Origin of the sequence: Diaphorobacter sp. JS3051 (genome assembly GCF_015832135.1) — a bacterium.
GTDB classification, from domain to species: Bacteria; Pseudomonadota; Gammaproteobacteria; order Burkholderiales; family Burkholderiaceae_C; genus Diaphorobacter; species Diaphorobacter nitroreducens.
Map to the genome: position 1 here is coordinate 3,012,904 of NZ_CP065406.1, position 15,598 is coordinate 3,028,501.

A 15,598-nucleotide genomic window follows, 5' to 3' on the forward strand; every position below is an offset into this window, starting at 1 on the left:
ACCTTGGAGTGACTTTCTTGCGTCTTCGTTGGAACCCCTTTGTCCCCGCCATCGCGGCCCTGCTGTCGCTCGTTGCATGCGCGCCAGCGCAGCCGGACCTCGTACGGGTGGGCCGTGCCGAACTGCAGTTGCCCGCGGGCACCTGGCAGCCTTTGGGCGGTGACGCCGAGCAGTTTGACGTCCGCCCCGATGACACCGCGCACGATCTGCCCATGCAGACCCGCGCAGTGGCCCTGCGCGGCCGGACCAAGGAACCGCTGGCGGTTCTGGTGGTGCAGACCAATGCCAGCAACCACCCGCGCGACACCACGCTGTGGACCGCGGCCTGCCTGCCGCAAAAGGGCGTGCAGGTGGAGGACGCGGCGCGCGGCAGTCCGGTGCGCATCGACTGCCTGCGCTACAAGCGCAGCGCGGGCACCGACGGCTACCTGGCCAGCGCGCGTCCGGCGCTTGCCCAGTGGCTGACGCAGCAGCAGGCAGTGCCAGCCAACCCGTATTCCCACGTCTCGTACCGCTACTCCACCCCCGAAGGTGGCTATGTGTCCGTGGATGTGCTGGCCGATCAGCGGTTGCTGCGGCCAACCGTGCGCAACAACGAGGAGTTCCTGCGTGCAGGCCGTCCTGCGCAGGCGTGGATGGAGCAGCTCGCCCAAGCGGCCCGCCAGAGCATCACCATGCTGGACGGCCGTTTCGTCGTGCCCCCGTTTCCCCAGGCCTTGCCCGAATAGCTGTCAATTGGGGCCGTGTAGAGGTCCCCTTTCCGAAGGAGCGTCGAGATGGAGTCGGTTTCGCCCACGCTGATCAACCTGATCATCTTCGTGCTGGCCATCTACGTGGGCTACCACGTGGTCTGGAACGTCACGCCCGCGTTGCACACGCCCTTGATGGCGGTGACCAATGCCATCTCGGCCATCGTCATCGTCGGGGCCATGCTGGCCGCGGCGCTCACCGAAACGCCACTGGGCAAGACCATGGGCGTGCTGGCCGTGGCGCTGGCGGCGGTGAACGTGTTCGGCGGCTTCCTGGTCACCCGGCGCATGCTGGAGATGTTCAGAAAGAAAGAGCGCAAGGCGCCCGCCGAACAAGCGAAAGCAGCTACGAAATAAGGAGCGTTGGTATGAGCATGAACCTTGTCACGCTGCTGTACCTGGTCGCCAGCGTCTGTTTCATCCAGGCGCTCAAAGGCCTGTCGCACCCCACCACGTCGATCCGCGGCAACCTGTTCGGCATGGCGGGCATGGCGATCGCCGTGCTGACCACGGCGGCGCTCATCGTGGAGCTGGCCAGCGACAAGGGCGTGGGCATGACCTACGTGCTGGCCGGCCTGGTGGTGGGCGGTGGCGCGGGCGCGGTGATGGCCCAGCGCGTGGAGATGACCAAGATGCCCGAGCTGGTGGCTTTCATGCACAGCATGATCGGCCTGGCGGCGGTGTTCATCGCCGTGGCGGCCGTGGCCGAGCCCTGGGCCTTCCAGATCGTGGCGCATGGCCAGCCGATCCCGCTGGGCAACCGTCTGGAGCTGTTCCTGGGCGCGGCCATCGGCGCCATCACCTTCAGTGGCTCGGTGATCGCCTTCGGCAAGCTCTCGGGCAAGTACAAGTTCCGCCTGTTCCAGGGCGCGCCCGTGGTCTTCAAGGGACAGCACCTGCTGAACCTGGTGCTGGGCCTGGCCACCGTCGGCCTGGGGCTGGTGTTCATGCTCACCGAGCGCTGGGATGCCTTCTTCGCCATGCTGGCGCTCGCCTTCGTGATGGGCGTGCTCATCATCATTCCCATCGGCGGCGCCGACATGCCCGTGGTGGTGTCCATGCTCAACAGCTACTCGGGCTGGGCAGCGGCGGGCATCGGCTTCTCGCTGAACAACAGCATGCTCATCATCGCGGGCTCGCTGGTAGGCAGCTCGGGCGCGATCCTGAGCTACATCATGTGCAAGGCCATGAACCGCTCGTTCTTCAACGTGATCCTGGGCGGCTTCGGCGGCGACGCGGCAGCTGCGGCCACGGGCGGCGGCGTGCAGCGCACGGCCAAGAGCGGCAGCGCCGACGATGCGGCCTTCATCCTGAGTCAGGCGGAGACCGTGGTCATCGTCCCCGGCTACGGCCTGGCCGTGGCGCGCGCGCAGCATGCGGTGAAGGAGCTGGCCCAAAAGCTCACCGACAAGGGCATCACCGTCAAGTACGCCATCCATCCGGTGGCGGGCCGCATGCCCGGCCATATGAACGTGCTGCTGGCCGAGGCCGAGGTGCCCTACGACCAGGTGTTCGAGATGGAGGACATCAACGGCGAGTTCGGCCAGGCCGATGTGGCCATCGTGCTGGGCGCCAACGATGTGGTGAACCCCGCCGCGCTGCACAAGGGCAGCCCCATCTACGGCATGCCGATCCTGGAGGCTTACAAGGCCAAGACCGTGATCGTCAACAAGCGCTCCATGGCCGCGGGCTACGCCGGCCTGGACAACGAACTGTTCTACATGGACAAGACCATGATGGTCTTCGGCGACGCCAAGAAGGTGGTCGAAGACATTGGCAAGGCCGTGGAGTAGTGCCGCATCCGCGCATGCCGGCGGGGCCGGCACGCTAGGGTAATTCCAGACGCGCTAACGCTGCAGGCCATCCACAATGCGCCGCACTTTGCCGTCATTCGTAACTAGAAGATTCCAGGAGAGACATCTATGACCGACCGCCCATGGCTTGGCGCCTACCCGCAGGGCGTTCCTGCCGACATCGACCCGACGCAGTACACGTCGCTGGTGGAGCTGATGGAGCAGGCCTTCCGCGACTATGCGGACCGCACGGCCTATAGCTTCATGGGCAAGGAGACCAGCTACCGCGAGACGGACGCGCTGAGTCGCCAGCTCGCGGCCTACCTGCAGAGCCTGGGCCTGGTGCGTGGCGACCGCGTGGCGCTCATGATGCCCAACGTGCCGCAGTACCCGATTGCCGTGGCGGCCGTGCTGCGCGCGGGCTTCGTGGTGGTCAACGTGAACCCGCTGTACACCCCGCGCGAACTGGAGCACCAGCTCAAGGACTCGGGTGCCAAGGCCATCGTCATCATCGAGAACTTCGCCGCCACGCTGCAGGCCTGCATCGCCAACACCCCCGTGCAGCACGTGGTGCTGTGCGCCATGGGCGACCGGCTGGGCCTGCTCAAGGGCCTGCTGGTCAACTACGTGGTACGCAACGTCAAGAAGCTGGTGCCGGCCTACCAGCTTCCCGGCGCAGTGCGCTTCAACGACGCGCTGGCCAAGGGCGCGGGCCTGCAGTTGAACAAGCCGTCTTTGAAGAGCGACGACATCGCACTGCTGCAGTACACCGGCGGCACCACGGGCGTGAGCAAGGGCGCCGTGCTGCTGCACCGCAACGTGATCGCCAACGTGCTGCAGTCCGAGGCCTGGAACAAGCCCGCGACGAGCAAGATCCCCGAGAGCGAGCAGCCCACGGCCGTGTGCGCGCTGCCGCTGTACCACATCTTCGCGTTCACGGTGAACATGATGCTGTCCATGCGCACGGGCGGCAAAACCATCCTCATTCCTAATCCACGCGATCTGCCGGCCGTGCTCAAGGAGCTGTCCAAGCACACGTTCCACAGCTTCCCGGCGGTGAACACGCTGTTCAACGGCCTGGCCAACCATCCCGACTTCAACACGGTCAACTGGAAGAACCTCAAGGTTTCCGTGGGCGGCGGCATGGCTGTGCAGGCGGCCGTGGCCAAGCTCTGGCTGGACAAGACCGGCTGCCCGATCTGCGAAGGCTACGGCCTGTCGGAGACCAGCCCGTCGGCCAGTTGCAACCCGGTCACCGCCACGGAGTTCTCGGGCACCATCGGCGTGCCGTTGCCCAGCACCTCCATGCGCATCCTGGACGACGAGGGGCACGACATCTCCGCCACCGGCCAGGCGGGCGAGATCGCCATCAAGGGCCCGCAGGTCATGGCCGGCTACTGGCAGCGCCCCGACGAGACCGCCAAGGTCATGACCGAGGACGGCTACTTCAAGACCGGCGACATCGGCGTGATGGACGCGCGCGGCTACTTCAAGGTGGTGGACCGCAAGAAGGACATGGTGCTGGTCAGCGGCTTCAACGTCTACCCCAACGAGGTGGAGGACGTGGTGGCGCTGATGCCCGGCGTGCTGGAATGCGCGGTGGTGGGCGTGCCCGACGAGAAGACGGGCGAGGCCGTGAAGCTGGTCATCGTCAAGAAGGACCCGGCGCTCACCGAGGCGCAGGTCAAGGACTTCTGCCGCGCCAACCTCACGGGCTACAAGCAGCCCAAGGTGATCGAGTTCCGTACCGAACTGCCCAAGACCCCCGTCGGCAAGATCCTGCGCCGCGAGCTGCGCGACAAGAAATAAGCCGAGAACCCGAGGGCCCCGCGCGGGCTCTCGCCGCTACAGCCGGGATAATCCCGGCTTTTTTACGCCCGGCCCTCGCCCTCATGACCACTGCCATCCTCAGCGCCCTGCCCGAAGAGCAGGGCGGCCTCATGCACGCCCTGCAGCAACCTGAGCAACTGCAGCATGCGGGCCGCGTCTTCTGGCGCGGCCACCTGCATGGGCAGCCCGTGGTGCTGGCGCTGTCGGGCATTGGCAAGGTGGCGGCGGCCACCACGGCTGCAGCGCTGGCCGAGCGCTTCGGCGTGGCGCGCATGGTGTTCACCGGCGTGGCCGGCGGCGTGGGTGAGGGCGTGCAAGTGGGCGATGTGGTGGTCGCGCAGGACTACCTGCAGCATGACTTTGATGCCTCGCCCATCTTCCCGCGCTGGGAAGTGCCGGGCTACGGCCGTGCGCGCATGGACTGCGATGCGGCGCTGAATGCTCTGCTTTTGGAAGCTGCTCGCGCTTACCTGGCGGACGCTGGAGCCCATTTTGTTGCTGATCTTCCCAACGCTGCGCGCGCCCCGCAGGTGCACCACGGCCTGATGGCCAGCGGCGACCGCTTCGTCTCCACGGCGCAGGAATCCAGCGCGTTGCGCGCGGCGCTGCTGGCGTCGGACCACGACGTGCTGGCCGTGGAGATGGAAGGCGCCGCCGTGGCCCAGGTCTGCCGCGACTACGGCCTGCCGTTTGCGGCGGTGCGCACCATCTCCGACCGCGCGGACGACAGTGCGCATGTCGACTTCGCCCACTTCGTGCAGAACGTGGCCAGCCGCTATGCGGACCACATCGTGCAGCGCTTCGTGCAAATGCTCCCAAAATAAGAGCTGCTAGCGCTTGATGCGTAGGCGCCAGAGGCCGATTTTGTTTGAAATTGGCGCGCCCTTATCCATCCGATGGCCGCGGAGCAGGCCACCCCAGCAGACGCCGTGGAACTGGCTTTGCCAGGCCACCGGCGTCGTTCCCCTTCCCGCAGCGCGCAGCGGTGCGAGAGAAGGGGGAAGCGGCGCAGCCGCTCAGGGGGATGTACTTATTTCAACCAGCCCCGCTTGCGGAAGTACAGCATCGGCCCCAGCGCGCTGGCCACCATCAGTGCCAGCACGTAGGGGTAGCCGTACTGCCAGTCCAGCTCGGGCATGAACTTGAAGTTCATGCCGTAGACGCTGGCGATCAGCGTCGGTGGCAGCAGCGCCACGCTGGCCACGGAGAAGATCTTGATGATCTTGTTCTGGTTGATGTTGATGAAACCGACCGTGGCGTCCATCAGGAAGTTGATCTTGTCGAACAGGAAGGCCGTGTGGCTGTCCAGCGACTCGATGTCGCGCAGGATCTGGCGCGCGTCCTCGAACTGCTCGGAGCTGAGCATGCGGCTGCGCATCATGAAGCTCACCGCGCGGCGCGTGTCCATCACGTTGCGGCGGATGCGGCCGTTCAAGTCCTCCTGACGCGCAATGGCCGCCAGCACCTCGCTGGCGCGTGCGTCGGTCACGTTGCCGGCCAGCACCTGGGTGCTCACCTCTTCCAGGTCGTCGTAGATGCCCTCCAGCGTGTCGGCGGAATACTCGGCATCGGTGTCGAAGAGGCTCAGCAGCACGTCCTTGGCATCGTCGATCAGGCCGGGGGCGCGGCGTGCGCGCATGCGCAGCAGGCGAAAGACGGGGATGTCCTCGTCGTGGATGGAAAACAGCACGCCCTTGCTCTTGAGGGTGTCGTTGACCAGGTTCAGGATGAAGGCCACGCGGGCCGAGGCGGGCTCGTCGTCCACATCCACCAGAAAGTCGCTGCGGATGTGCAGCTCGCCGTTGTCTTCCTCGTAAAAGCGCGCGGACTCTTCGATGTCCTCGTCCATCGCGTCTTCGGGGATGGACAGGCCGTAGTGCTGCTTGATCCAGCGTTTTTCCTCGGGCGTGGGGGACTCCAGGTCCACCCAGATCGGCTGAAAGCGCGCCAGCTCTTCCAGGGACTCGATTTCTTCCTGGACGAGCCGGCCGTTGGCGAGCGTAAAGATGTTGAGCATGGCTCACTCTCCCGGTTGTCTTGTGGCGTCTGCAAAAGGGGCGGGGGGCGCTTTCAGTCCCTTCGGCATGTCAATGGGCCGGGAGGCTGAAAGCTACCAACTAGGGTAGGTTTCCACGGAGCTGTCTCCATACGTTGTGCAAGACGGGAATTATCGCATCCGCTCCCCAATGGAAGCACCGCCGCATGACACGTTCTTGGCGCCTTTTCGGGGGAAAGGCGCCGCACCGCATCACCCCCCGCCGCGGTGCGTGTGCAGGTCCAGGTGCCGCATGAAAGCCTGGCGCTCGGCGGGCGGGACGCCGTCGAACGCGAAGTGCAGGTGCAGCGTGGGCAGGCGCAGCAGCGCGATCTGGCGCGCAGGCCCCGGCGCCCAGTGCAGCGTGAGCGCGCCCCCCGCGAGCGCGATGCGTACCTGGGCGTCGCCCTGTGCGGCCCAGGCGTGCCCCGCCAGCGCCCGCTGCAGCAGCCGCTGCCATTCGGTGGGCGCGCAGCTCATGTCGCGCGTGAAGTGGTCAGGCCAATCGCTCAAAAGGTGCGGGGAGGGTAGGAGGCTGCGATTCAGCCGCCGGCGATCGGCGGCCAGATGGCGAGCGCGTCGCCCTCTTGCAGCGTGGTGGTGGCGCGCGCCGCGGGGGCGATGTAGCGGCCGTTGACCAGCACCAGGTGCACCATGTCCGGCGGCAGGCGGAAAGGCGCGATGATCTGGCTGATGCTCTGCGTGGGGGCGACTTCCAGCGCCATCTGGTTGCCTGGGCGCACCTCGGGCGGCAGGTAGTCGGTGAGCGAGGCAAAGAGCTTGAAAGTGATGCGCATGTGCCTATCCGGTTTCATGCCAAATCAGCCGTTTGCACTTGTGGGGTAAGCGCTGACAGCTACTTTTAGCATAGCAAATTCCCTGGCCTCAGCGCCGGCGCGCGTCCTGCGCGCCACTCCAGCGCCCCTGCGCCTGGGCGCAGGCCAGGTAGGCCTCCATCAGCCGCGTGGGGTCGCGGCGCAGGTGTTCCTTCCAGGGGCCCAGGCGCACCTGGCCTTCCACCAGGCCGCGCATGGCGCCCACGTGCTGCGTCATGCCCACGGAGTTGCAGCCGATGAGCCGGTCGCCCTCGAACTGCAGGCTCAGGTGTTTGCCGGCCGCCGCGTCGGTCAGCGCCACCTGTTCGCCGCCGGGCACGCCCTGCCAGTTGCCGAAGCTGGTGGAGATGAGCCCCAGCGTGTCCAGCACGTTGATCTGGGTGACCACCGCCAGCGCCGCGGGAAGCCCCAGCATGTTGAGCGCCGCCACGCGCGCCTGCTCGGCCGCGTTGGGCTGGATGGCGCTGACCACGGTCTTGCGCGTGAAGGGGTCGAACGCCTCGGCGCAGTCGCCCGCGGCATAGATGCCGGGCACGTTGGTCTGCATGCGCTCGTCGGTCAACACGCCCTGCAGGCAGGTGACGCCACTGCCCGCCAGAAAGCCGATGGCCGGGCGCACGCCCGTGGCGCTGATGACGAGGTCGGCATCCAGCACCCTGCCGCCCGACAGGTGCACGCGCAGCGCGTCGCCGCTGCCTTCACCTTGTGCGCGGTCGATGCGCTCGACCTTGTGGCCCGTGAACACCTGCACGCCCTGGCGCTCGCACCAGTCGCGGATCATGCCGCCGGCCACCGCGCCCATCATGCGCGGGACCATGCGGTCGCCCATCTCGACCACGCTGAGCTGCACGCCGCGCTTTTGCAGCGCCTCCATGATGATGCAGCCGATGAAGCCCGCGCCCATTTGCAGCACGCGCGCGCCGGGCCGGGCGCGCGCGGCGATGGCTCGGGCATCGGCCAGCGTCCAGCAGGTCTGCACGCCCGGCAGGTCCAGCCCGGGGATGGGCGGGCGCACGGGGTGGGAGCCGGTGGCGATGAGCAGCCGGTCGAAACCCAGCGTGACGCCACCCTCCAGCGCGACGGTGCGGGCCTGCACATCCACGCCCGCGGCGCGCGCGCTCAGGCGGTCGATGCGCTGCTGTGCGAAGTGGTCGGCGCGCTTGCGCAGGTAGGTGCCGCGCTCGTCGATGTCGCCCACCAGCAGGTAGGGGATGGCCATGCGCGAGTAGGGCGGCTCGGCCTCGTCGCCCACGAGGGTGATGCGGTCGCCCGGCGCATGCTTGCGCAGGGTTTCCGCGGCGATGACGCCGGCCGGGCCGGCCCCGAGGATCAGGTGGTGCATAGGGATGCTCGGTTGCTGCAGTATTGATAGCTGCTAACGCAGGATAGGTAAGCGCTGCATGCCGATTTGCCTTTTATCCTTGCGCCGCGGGCAGGCCCCTGCCGTGGCCCGCGGCAGATGGCCTCACAGTCCCAGGCGCGCGCGCGTTTCGGGTGTGGGCCGGCCTTCGGGGTCCCAGCCGCGCACGGCGTAGTACTTGGGCAGCATTTCGGGCAGGTGGCTCACCGTGCCCTTGGAGCCGCCGGTCTTGGCCGCCTCGGTCAGCAGGCGCCGGGGCAGGCTGTCGTCGGCCTTGGTGAAGCCGGCGGCGTTGTTGAACTCGCGCTCCATGTTCCAGATGCGCTCGCCGATCTTCTCCAGCTCCGGCACCGTGAAGCCTTCGTCGCACGCCGCCTGCAGTTGGGGGGCGAGGTCGGGCAGGCTCCAGGCGAAGGTGGTGAAGATGCACACGCCGGCCGAGTCAAACGCCGCCGTCGCGTCCTGGAAGGCCTTGACCAGCTCGGGCTTGCCCTCGGTGGCCGTGGGCTCGGTCTTGACGGGGATGCCCAGGATCTCGGACGCGATGGTGTAGCCGCGCAGGTGGCAGCCGCCGCGGTTGCTGGTGGCGTAGGCCAGGCCGATGCCCTGGATGGCGCGGCCGTCGTAGGCGGGGAACTCCTGGCCCTTGGAGGACATGGACAAATCAGGATGGCCGTACTGGGTGCACAGGCGCTTGGAGCCCTGCCCCACCTCCTTGCCAAAGCCGCGGCCGTGGATGGTTTCTTCGGCCAGAAAGGCCAGCGCCTTGGCCGAGCCGAAGGGCGCCTCGATGCCGATCTGCTCGCGGGTGAGCACGCCCATTTCGTACAGCTCCATCACCGCGCCCACGGTGGCGCCGAAGCTGATGGGGTCGATCCCCTGCTCGTTGCACAGCAGGTTCACGTACTGCAGGCATTCCAGGTCGTTCACGCCGTTGGCCGCACCCAGGGCCCAGGCGGCCTCGTATTCCAGGCCGCCGCTGGCGCCCCAGTACTGCGGCTTGTTGACCACCGTGAAGTGCGTCTCGTCGATCTTGCTGATGCGCCCGCAGGCGATGGTGCAGCCAAAGCACGCCTGGTTGGTCACCAGGTGCTTCTTGCCGTCGCTGGCGCGCGGCGTGGCCATGGCCTCGGCGGAGATGTCCTTGGCGCCCTCGAACTGCACGTCGCGGTGGTTGCGCGTGGGCAGGGCGCCCACCTCGTTGATCACGTTCATCAGCACCTGCGTGCCGTAGGTGGGCAGGCCCTGGCCGGTGACGGCGTTGTCGTGCAGGATCTTCTTGCGCGCGAAGGTCTCGGCCATGAAGGCCTTGGGGTCGCGGATGTTGCCCACGCCCTTGGTGCCGCGCACGGCGATGGCCTTGAGGTTCTTGCTGCCCATGACCGCGCCCACGCCCGAGCGGCCCGCGGCGCGGTGCAGGTCATTGACCACGGCGGCGAACAGTACCTGGTTCTCGCCCGCGCGGCCGATGCCGGAGATGCGCGTGAGCGGGTCCTGCAGCGTGGTCTTGAGGTGCTCCTCGGTCTCCCACACGCTCTTGCCCCAGATGTCGGCGGCGTCGCGCAGCTCGGCCACGTCGTCGTTGATGTACAGGTACACGGGCTTGGGGGACTTGCCCTCGAAGATGACCATGTCCCAGCCGGCCATCTTCAGCTCGGCACCCCAGTAGCCGCCCGAGTTGGAGCAGGCGATGGCGCCGGTGAGCGGCCCCTTGGTGATGACGGTGTAGCGCCCGCCCGTGGAGGCCATGGTGCCCGTGAGCGGACCCGTGGCCCAGATGATCTTGTTGTCCGGCGACAGCGGGTCGACCTGGGGGTCGATCTCGCTGACCAGGTACTTGGTGCCCAGGCCGCGCGAACCCAGGTACTGGCGTGCCCAGTCCATGTTCAGCGGCTCGGGGGTAACGGTGCCCGCGCTCAGGTTGACGCGCAGAATCTTGCCAGCCCAGGACATGATGTGTGCTCCTTGATTGATAGCTGCTAGCGCTTGGTGGTCAAGCGCCAGCGGGCTGATTGGCTTGATTGCCCAGCTTGTCGGCCCACTGCTTCATGCGCTCCAGGCCGGTCCAGTTGGCGTCGATGTAGGTGATGGCCGTGGTCGGGCAGGCCTCCACGCAGGCCGGGCCCTCGGCGCGGTCGTGGCACAGGTCGCACTTTTGCACCTTGCCCGTGTCGGCCACGTAGTTGATGGTGCCGAAGGGGCAGGCGATGGTGCAGACCTTGCAGCCCACGCAGGTGGACTCGGACACGATCTTGGCGCCGCTCAGCTTGTCCACCGTGATCGCCTCCACCGGGCAGGCGTGCAGGCACCAGGCCTCGTCGCACTGGGTGCAGGTGTAGGGCACCTTCTTGCCCGTGGTGTGGAAGTCGAACACCTTGATGCGCGATTTGGCGGTGGCGTAGACGCCGTAGTTCTCGAAAGAGCAGGCCATCTCGCACTGCAGGCAGCCGGTGCACTTGTCGGCGTTGATGTGCAACACCTTTTGCATGAATGTCTCCTTGGGTACCGGCGCCCAGGGCAGGGGACGCCTTGCCTATGAAAAGATTTGCATAGGTATTGTAGGCAGCCCAGGGGAGGGGACTTGCAGAGGGGAAACCCGCGTCGGGTATGGGGTGCGCGCCGTACCCCGCCAGGCGCGTGCCGGGCGGGCCGTTCGGTCGCGGCGGGTCAGGGTGCGGTGCTGCGCCGCACCAGGGCCAGCGCCCGGCACAGGTCGGCCCAGGCGGCGGCCTTGGCATCGGGTGCGCGCAGCAGGTAGGCCGGGTCGTAGCTCACCACGGCGGGCGTGCCGTCTGGCAGGTGGTGCGCGGTGGCGCGCAGGCGCCCCAGGGGCTCGCGGCTGCCCAGCACCACGCGCGCCGCGCCCAGGCCCAGCACCAGCACCAGGGAGGGGCGCAGCGTCTGCAGCGCCTGTTGCAGGCCGGCGGCGGGCTCCAACCCCTCGGCGGTCAGGCCCGGCGCGTGCCGGTTCAGCGTGGCGACGAAGGTGCGCGGGTGCCGGTGCAGGCGCATGGCGCGCAGCATGTTGTCCAGCAGGCGGCCGCTGTCGCCCGCCAGCGGCTCGGCCGGCGTGGGGCTTTCCAGCACCACCAGCCAGCCGGCGCCCAGCTCGGGCGGAACGGCCTGGGGGTCGGCCTGCGGGTACAGCGCCACGGGCGCGCGCAGCAGCAGGCCGGTGGGCGCGGCGCCGGCCGTGCGCGGCTCGGACGCGGGTGCGGCAGGGGCAGCGGCATGCGCGGGCTGGCGCGGGGCGGCTGGCGTAGGTTGCGCGTGCAGCACTGGCGTGGGCGCGGCGGCGGATGCGATGGCCGCTTCCGCTTCCGCTTGCGCAGGCGCGGCCACTCGGGGCGGCAGCGGGCGTGCCGGCGGCGGCGCCCAGACGGTGACGCCCATCTCTTGCAGCATGGCGCGTTGGCGCGCGTCCAGGGACAGGCTCATAGCAGCAGGCTCATCACCACGGCGTCCTCGCGCTCGCCGTCCGCGGCGGGGTAGTAGCGCTTGCGCTCGCCCACACGGCGGTAGCCGTGGACTTCATAGATGCGCCGCGCGCGCTCGTTGCTCGCGCGCACCTCCAGCCACAGCCATTGCGCGCCCTGGCCGCGCGCCCACACGGCCAGCGCGTCCAGCATCACATGGGCCCAGCCCTGGCGCTGGAAGGCGGGCGCCACAGTGATGTTGAGCAGGTGCACCTCGTCCACGCCGCGCATGGCGACGAAGTAGCCCAGGATCTGTCCATCGGCCACGAGCAGCTGGGCCTGGTAGCCGGCGGCCATGGCGTCGATAAAGTTGCCGCGTGTCCAGGGATGGCTATAGGCGCTGTTCTCGATGGCCAGGAGCGCATCCAGCCGCGCGGGCGTCAGCGGCTCGAAGGCGGCCTCGAAGGCGTGGGGGGGCTGGACGATGGCGCTCATGTCTGGGGGGCCGGCGTGGCCTGGCGGGCGGCTTCTCGCTCGGCGGTGGTTTGCGCCACTTTATCGCGGATGTAGCGCGGCAGCGCTGCGTCGGCCGCCACGCCCGCGCCCGCGGCCAGCAGCGCCGGTGCCAGCCGCAGCAGGGCCGCCGCCATAGGCAGGGCGTGCATGTGCGGGGCCTGCGGCGCGAGGCGCTCGCCGTAGGCGGCGCGGGCATTGCCGGCGACCGTCCAGCCATCCGCCACGGCCAGGGCCTCGGGCGCCAGCAGTTGGAAGTCCTGCGGCACCTGCCAGCGGCCGTCGGCCTGCCACTCAAAGGGTGCCGCGTAGACCTCGTTCATGCGGGCGTCCAGCGTCGCCACCACCCGCGTGCAGCCGTGCTGCGCGCGGGCCTCTTCGGCCACGGCGAGCAGCGTGTCCACCGGCAGCACGGGCACGCCCTGCCCGCCGCGCGCGCCAAAGGCCAGGCCCTGGGCCACCGCGCACGCGGTGCGCAGCCCCGTGAACGAGCCCGGGCCGCGCCCGAACACCACGGCATCCAGCTGATCGAACGACAGTTCGGCCTGCGCCAGCAAGTCGCGGATGGCCGGGATCAGCGTGGCCGAGGCCTGGGCGCCGCCGGCGCCGCTGTGCTGCCACACGCGCGCGCCGTGTTGCACGGCGATGGACAGCGCGTCGGTACTGGTGTCGAAGGCAAGCAGGTTCATGGAGGGCGTGATTATCGGCTGCGCGCCAAGCCATGGCGGGGCGGGCGGCCATGGCGCCCCCTAAACTCGCCGCCATGTCGGCTATGTCGTTTTCTTTCCTTGGGCAGGCCCGCCGCCTGCGCTGTGCGGCCGGGTGGGCGCTGGCCCTGGCCTTCCTGACACCCTGGGCGGGCGCCCAGCCTGTGCCCGCCGATGCATCGGTCTTGCCACCTTCCGTCGAGGCCGCGCTGCAGCGCGCCAAGGTGCCGCGCGAAGCACTCTCCGCCTTGGTGGTGGAGGTCGAGGGGCGCCAGCCGCGCCTGGCCCACCGCGCCGATGCGCCCGCCAACCCGGCCTCGGTCATGAAGCTGGTCACGACGTATGCGGCGCTGGACCTGCTGGGGCCGGCATTCACCTGGGACACGCCCGTGTACCTGGACGCCGCGCCCCAGGGCGGCAGCCTGCGCGGCAACGTGTACATCAAGGGGCAGGGCGACCCCAAGCTGGTGGTGGAGCGCCTGTGGTTGCTCATGCGCCGCCTGCGTGCGACGGGGGTCGAGGTGATCCTGGGCGACATCGTGCTGGACCGCAGCGCCTTCGCGCTGCCGGCGCACGATCCGGCGCTGTTCGACGGCGAGCCCTGGCGCCCCTACAACGCCGCGCCCGACGCGCTGCTGCTCAACTACAAGGCGGTGTCCATCGGCTTCGTGCCGGATCTGGCGGCCGGCGTGGCGCGGCTGCGCTATGAGCCGCCGCTGGCCCAGGTGGAACTGCCCGCCACCGTGCCGCTGGCGGCGCAGGGCGCGGCCTGCGGCGATTGGCGTGCAGGGCTGCGGGCGGATTTCGCGGACCCTGCGCGCATCGCCTTCCAGGGCGTGTACCCGGCGGCCTGCGGCGAACGCGAGTGGTCCATCGCACCGGCCGACCCGGGCGGCTACGCGGCGCGCGCGGTGGAAGGCATGTGGCGCGAACTGGGCGGCAAGCTCACCGGCCGCGTGCGCGACGGCAAGGTGCCTGCGGGGCTGGCGCCGGCATTCGGCAGTACCTCGCCGCCGTTGTCGGAGGTGGTGCGCGACATCAACAAGTACAGCAACAACGTCATGACGCAGCAGGTGTTTTTGACGCTGGGGCTGCAAAAAGCCGGCGCAGGCAGCTTCGACCAGGCGCGCAGCGTGCTCGCACAGTGGTGGCGCCAGCGCCTGGGCGCCGCCGAGATGCCGGTGGTGGACAACGGCGCCGGCTTGAGCCGTGAGGCGCGCGTGAACGCGCGGGCGCTTGCGCGCATGCTGCAGCACGCCTGGGCGTCGCCGGTGATGCCGGAATTCATGGCATCGCTGCCCATTGCCGGGGTGGACGGGACGCTGCGCCGCCGCCAGGGCCAGGCTGCGGGCTTCGCGCACCTCAAGACGGGTGCGCTGCGCGACGTGGTGGCGCTGGCCGGCTATGTGCATGCCGCGGGCGGCCGGCGCTATGTGCTGGTGGGCTTCGTCAACCACCCAAATGCCTCCGCGGCACGCCCGGCCCTGGACGCGCTGGTGGACTGGGCCGCGAGCGACCGCTGAGGCGGCGCAGCCGCCGTCCGCCATCGAACGCCCGGGCCGGCCCACCGGCAGACGTGTCGTGCTGCCCGCGCGGCGCGGCGGGATGCCTCCGATGTTGGTATTTACCCGCAGACGGCCTCTCGCGCTTCATCGGTAATACTCCTGAAAAAAACGAACGTTCGTTCTATTCATAACAGGAGTTCCTGATGAAACCACGCATGCAGTGGGTCGCCGTTGCCGTTTCCGCCGCCGTTCTGGCGGCCTGCGGGGGCGGCGGCGCCGACACACGCCCGCCACGGCGGTCACCGCAGTCAAGGTGATGGGTGACAGCCTGGCGGACAGCGGCACCTTCGGGCTGAAGTTCACGGTCCAGGGCACGGCCCCTACGGGCGCGGGCTCCACGGCCATCTGGCCCGAGCGCGTGGCCGCCAGTTATGGCCGCACGCTGTGCCCGCACTATGTGTCCGCGGGGGGCAGCTTCAGCGCCAAGGCCGACTGCACCAACTACGCGGTAGGCGGCGGGCGCATCAACAACTTCACGGCGCCCACCTCGCCCGTGTCCATCCTACAAGAGCTTCCTCAAGACCACGGCCCACTTATCCAGCGGCCAGAGCATCGGCATGCGGCTGAACCCCAACGTGGTGGCGGTGGGGGTGGGCTACCGGTTCTGAGAGCGCCCCAGGCGCCGAGGGAGGGGGCGCGCCGCGCGGGGTGCGCGAAGTGTCCCAGGTTTTCGTCTCCGAGGCTTGAAAGGCCGGCTCCTTGCGGGGCTGGCCTCTTTTTTTGGGGGCTCTGACGATCAGGGGAGCGAACGGGGGCGGATGCGCCCCCGTGGCTGGCCGGCGCAGCACCGGTGT

At 68.7% G+C, this 15,598-nt stretch carries 15 protein-coding genes and 2 pseudogenes; 8 read left to right on the forward strand and 9 right to left on the reverse strand.

Annotation, left to right across the window (positions count from 1 at the left end; genetic code table 11):
* Positions 1 to 8 precede the first annotated feature (8 nt).
* From I3K84_RS14380 to I3K84_RS14400, 5 genes are all read left to right on the forward strand, one after another.
* Positions 9 to 728 (forward strand): hypothetical protein, encoded by a 720-nt coding sequence (locus tag I3K84_RS14380; RefSeq protein ID WP_231403335.1) that lies wholly within the window; start codon positions 9 to 11, stop codon positions 726 to 728.
* Positions 729 to 776: 48 nt separating this feature from the next.
* Positions 777 to 1,106 carry an NAD(P) transhydrogenase subunit alpha gene (locus I3K84_RS14385; RefSeq protein WP_011807037.1) on the forward strand — a complete coding sequence of 110 codons (330 nt, stop codon included), beginning with the start codon at positions 777 to 779 and terminating at the stop codon, positions 1,104 to 1,106.
* Positions 1,107 to 1,117: 11 nt separating this feature from the next.
* Positions 1,118 to 2,542, forward strand: coding sequence for an NAD(P)(+) transhydrogenase (Re/Si-specific) subunit beta (locus tag I3K84_RS14390; RefSeq protein ID WP_011807036.1), 1,425 nt, complete (start codon positions 1,118 to 1,120; stop codon positions 2,540 to 2,542).
* A gap of 129 nt (positions 2,543 to 2,671) precedes the next feature.
* Positions 2,672 to 4,351, forward strand: coding sequence for a long-chain-fatty-acid--CoA ligase (locus I3K84_RS14395; protein ID WP_196994841.1), 1,680 nt, complete (start codon positions 2,672 to 2,674; stop codon positions 4,349 to 4,351).
* Between the two features lie 83 nt (positions 4,352 to 4,434).
* Positions 4,435 to 5,196 (forward strand): 5'-methylthioadenosine/adenosylhomocysteine nucleosidase, encoded by a 762-nt coding sequence (locus I3K84_RS14400; protein ID WP_103738476.1) that lies wholly within the window; start codon positions 4,435 to 4,437, stop codon positions 5,194 to 5,196.
* A gap of 206 nt (positions 5,197 to 5,402) precedes the next feature.
* On the opposite strand, the gene corA is transcribed toward I3K84_RS14400, so the two are convergent.
* From corA to tsaB, 9 genes are all read right to left on the reverse strand, one after another.
* Positions 5,403 to 6,389 carry a magnesium/cobalt transporter CorA gene (corA, locus tag I3K84_RS14405; RefSeq protein ID WP_196994842.1) on the reverse strand — a complete coding sequence of 329 codons (987 nt, stop codon included), beginning with the start codon at positions 6,387 to 6,389 and terminating at the stop codon, positions 5,403 to 5,405.
* Between the two features lie 231 nt (positions 6,390 to 6,620).
* Complete coding sequence (locus I3K84_RS14410) at positions 6,621 to 6,920, reverse strand: hypothetical protein (RefSeq protein ID WP_231403336.1); 300 nt, start codon at positions 6,918 to 6,920, stop codon at positions 6,621 to 6,623.
* A gap of 29 nt (positions 6,921 to 6,949) precedes the next feature.
* Positions 6,950 to 7,204, reverse strand: a complete 255-nt coding sequence (locus I3K84_RS14415; RefSeq protein ID WP_196994843.1) for a MoaD/ThiS family protein — start codon at positions 7,202 to 7,204, stop codon at positions 6,950 to 6,952.
* Positions 7,205 to 7,292: 88 nt separating this feature from the next.
* On the reverse strand, positions 7,293 to 8,585 hold the full coding sequence (locus I3K84_RS14420) for an NAD(P)/FAD-dependent oxidoreductase (protein ID WP_196994844.1): 1,293 nt from the start codon (positions 8,583 to 8,585) through the stop codon (positions 7,293 to 7,295).
* Positions 8,586 to 8,708: 123 nt separating this feature from the next.
* Positions 8,709 to 10,556 carry an aldehyde ferredoxin oxidoreductase family protein gene (locus I3K84_RS14425; protein WP_196994845.1) on the reverse strand — a complete coding sequence of 616 codons (1,848 nt, stop codon included), beginning with the start codon at positions 10,554 to 10,556 and terminating at the stop codon, positions 8,709 to 8,711.
* Positions 10,557 to 10,596: 40 nt separating this feature from the next.
* The gene (locus tag I3K84_RS14430) at positions 10,597 to 11,091 is read right to left on the reverse strand and encodes a 4Fe-4S dicluster domain-containing protein (RefSeq protein WP_047351546.1); all 495 of its coding nucleotides are present in this window, start codon (positions 11,089 to 11,091) and stop codon (positions 10,597 to 10,599) included.
* A 179-nt stretch (positions 11,092 to 11,270) separates the two neighbouring features.
* Positions 11,271 to 12,041: a uracil-DNA glycosylase family protein gene (locus I3K84_RS14435; RefSeq protein WP_172208837.1), complete on the reverse strand. Its 771-nt coding sequence runs from the start codon at positions 12,039 to 12,041 to the stop codon at positions 11,271 to 11,273.
* Positions 12,038 to 12,514 carry a ribosomal protein S18-alanine N-acetyltransferase gene (gene rimI, locus I3K84_RS14440; protein ID WP_011807026.1) on the reverse strand — a complete coding sequence of 159 codons (477 nt, stop codon included), beginning with the start codon at positions 12,512 to 12,514 and terminating at the stop codon, positions 12,038 to 12,040. The genes I3K84_RS14435 and rimI overlap by 4 nt, the downstream gene beginning before the upstream one ends.
* The gene (gene tsaB, locus I3K84_RS14445) at positions 12,511 to 13,221 is read right to left on the reverse strand and encodes a tRNA (adenosine(37)-N6)-threonylcarbamoyltransferase complex dimerization subunit type 1 TsaB (protein WP_196994846.1); all 711 of its coding nucleotides are present in this window, start codon (positions 13,219 to 13,221) and stop codon (positions 12,511 to 12,513) included. The genes rimI and tsaB overlap by 4 nt, the downstream gene beginning before the upstream one ends.
* A gap of 50 nt (positions 13,222 to 13,271) precedes the next feature.
* Between tsaB and dacB the strand changes: the two genes are divergently transcribed.
* From dacB to I3K84_RS22295, 3 genes and pseudogenes are all read left to right on the forward strand, one after another.
* The gene (gene dacB, locus I3K84_RS14450) at positions 13,272 to 14,762 is read left to right on the forward strand and encodes a D-alanyl-D-alanine carboxypeptidase/D-alanyl-D-alanine-endopeptidase (RefSeq protein WP_231403337.1); all 1,491 of its coding nucleotides are present in this window, start codon (positions 13,272 to 13,274) and stop codon (positions 14,760 to 14,762) included.
* Positions 14,763 to 14,947: 185 nt separating this feature from the next.
* Positions 14,948 to 15,318, forward strand: a pseudogene (locus I3K84_RS22290) (phospholipase); the annotation flags it as partial.
* Positions 15,308 to 15,412, forward strand: a pseudogene (locus I3K84_RS22295) (OmpW family protein); the annotation flags it as partial. The pseudogenes I3K84_RS22290 and I3K84_RS22295, both read left to right, overlap by 11 nt.
* Positions 15,413 to 15,598 lie beyond the last annotated feature (186 nt).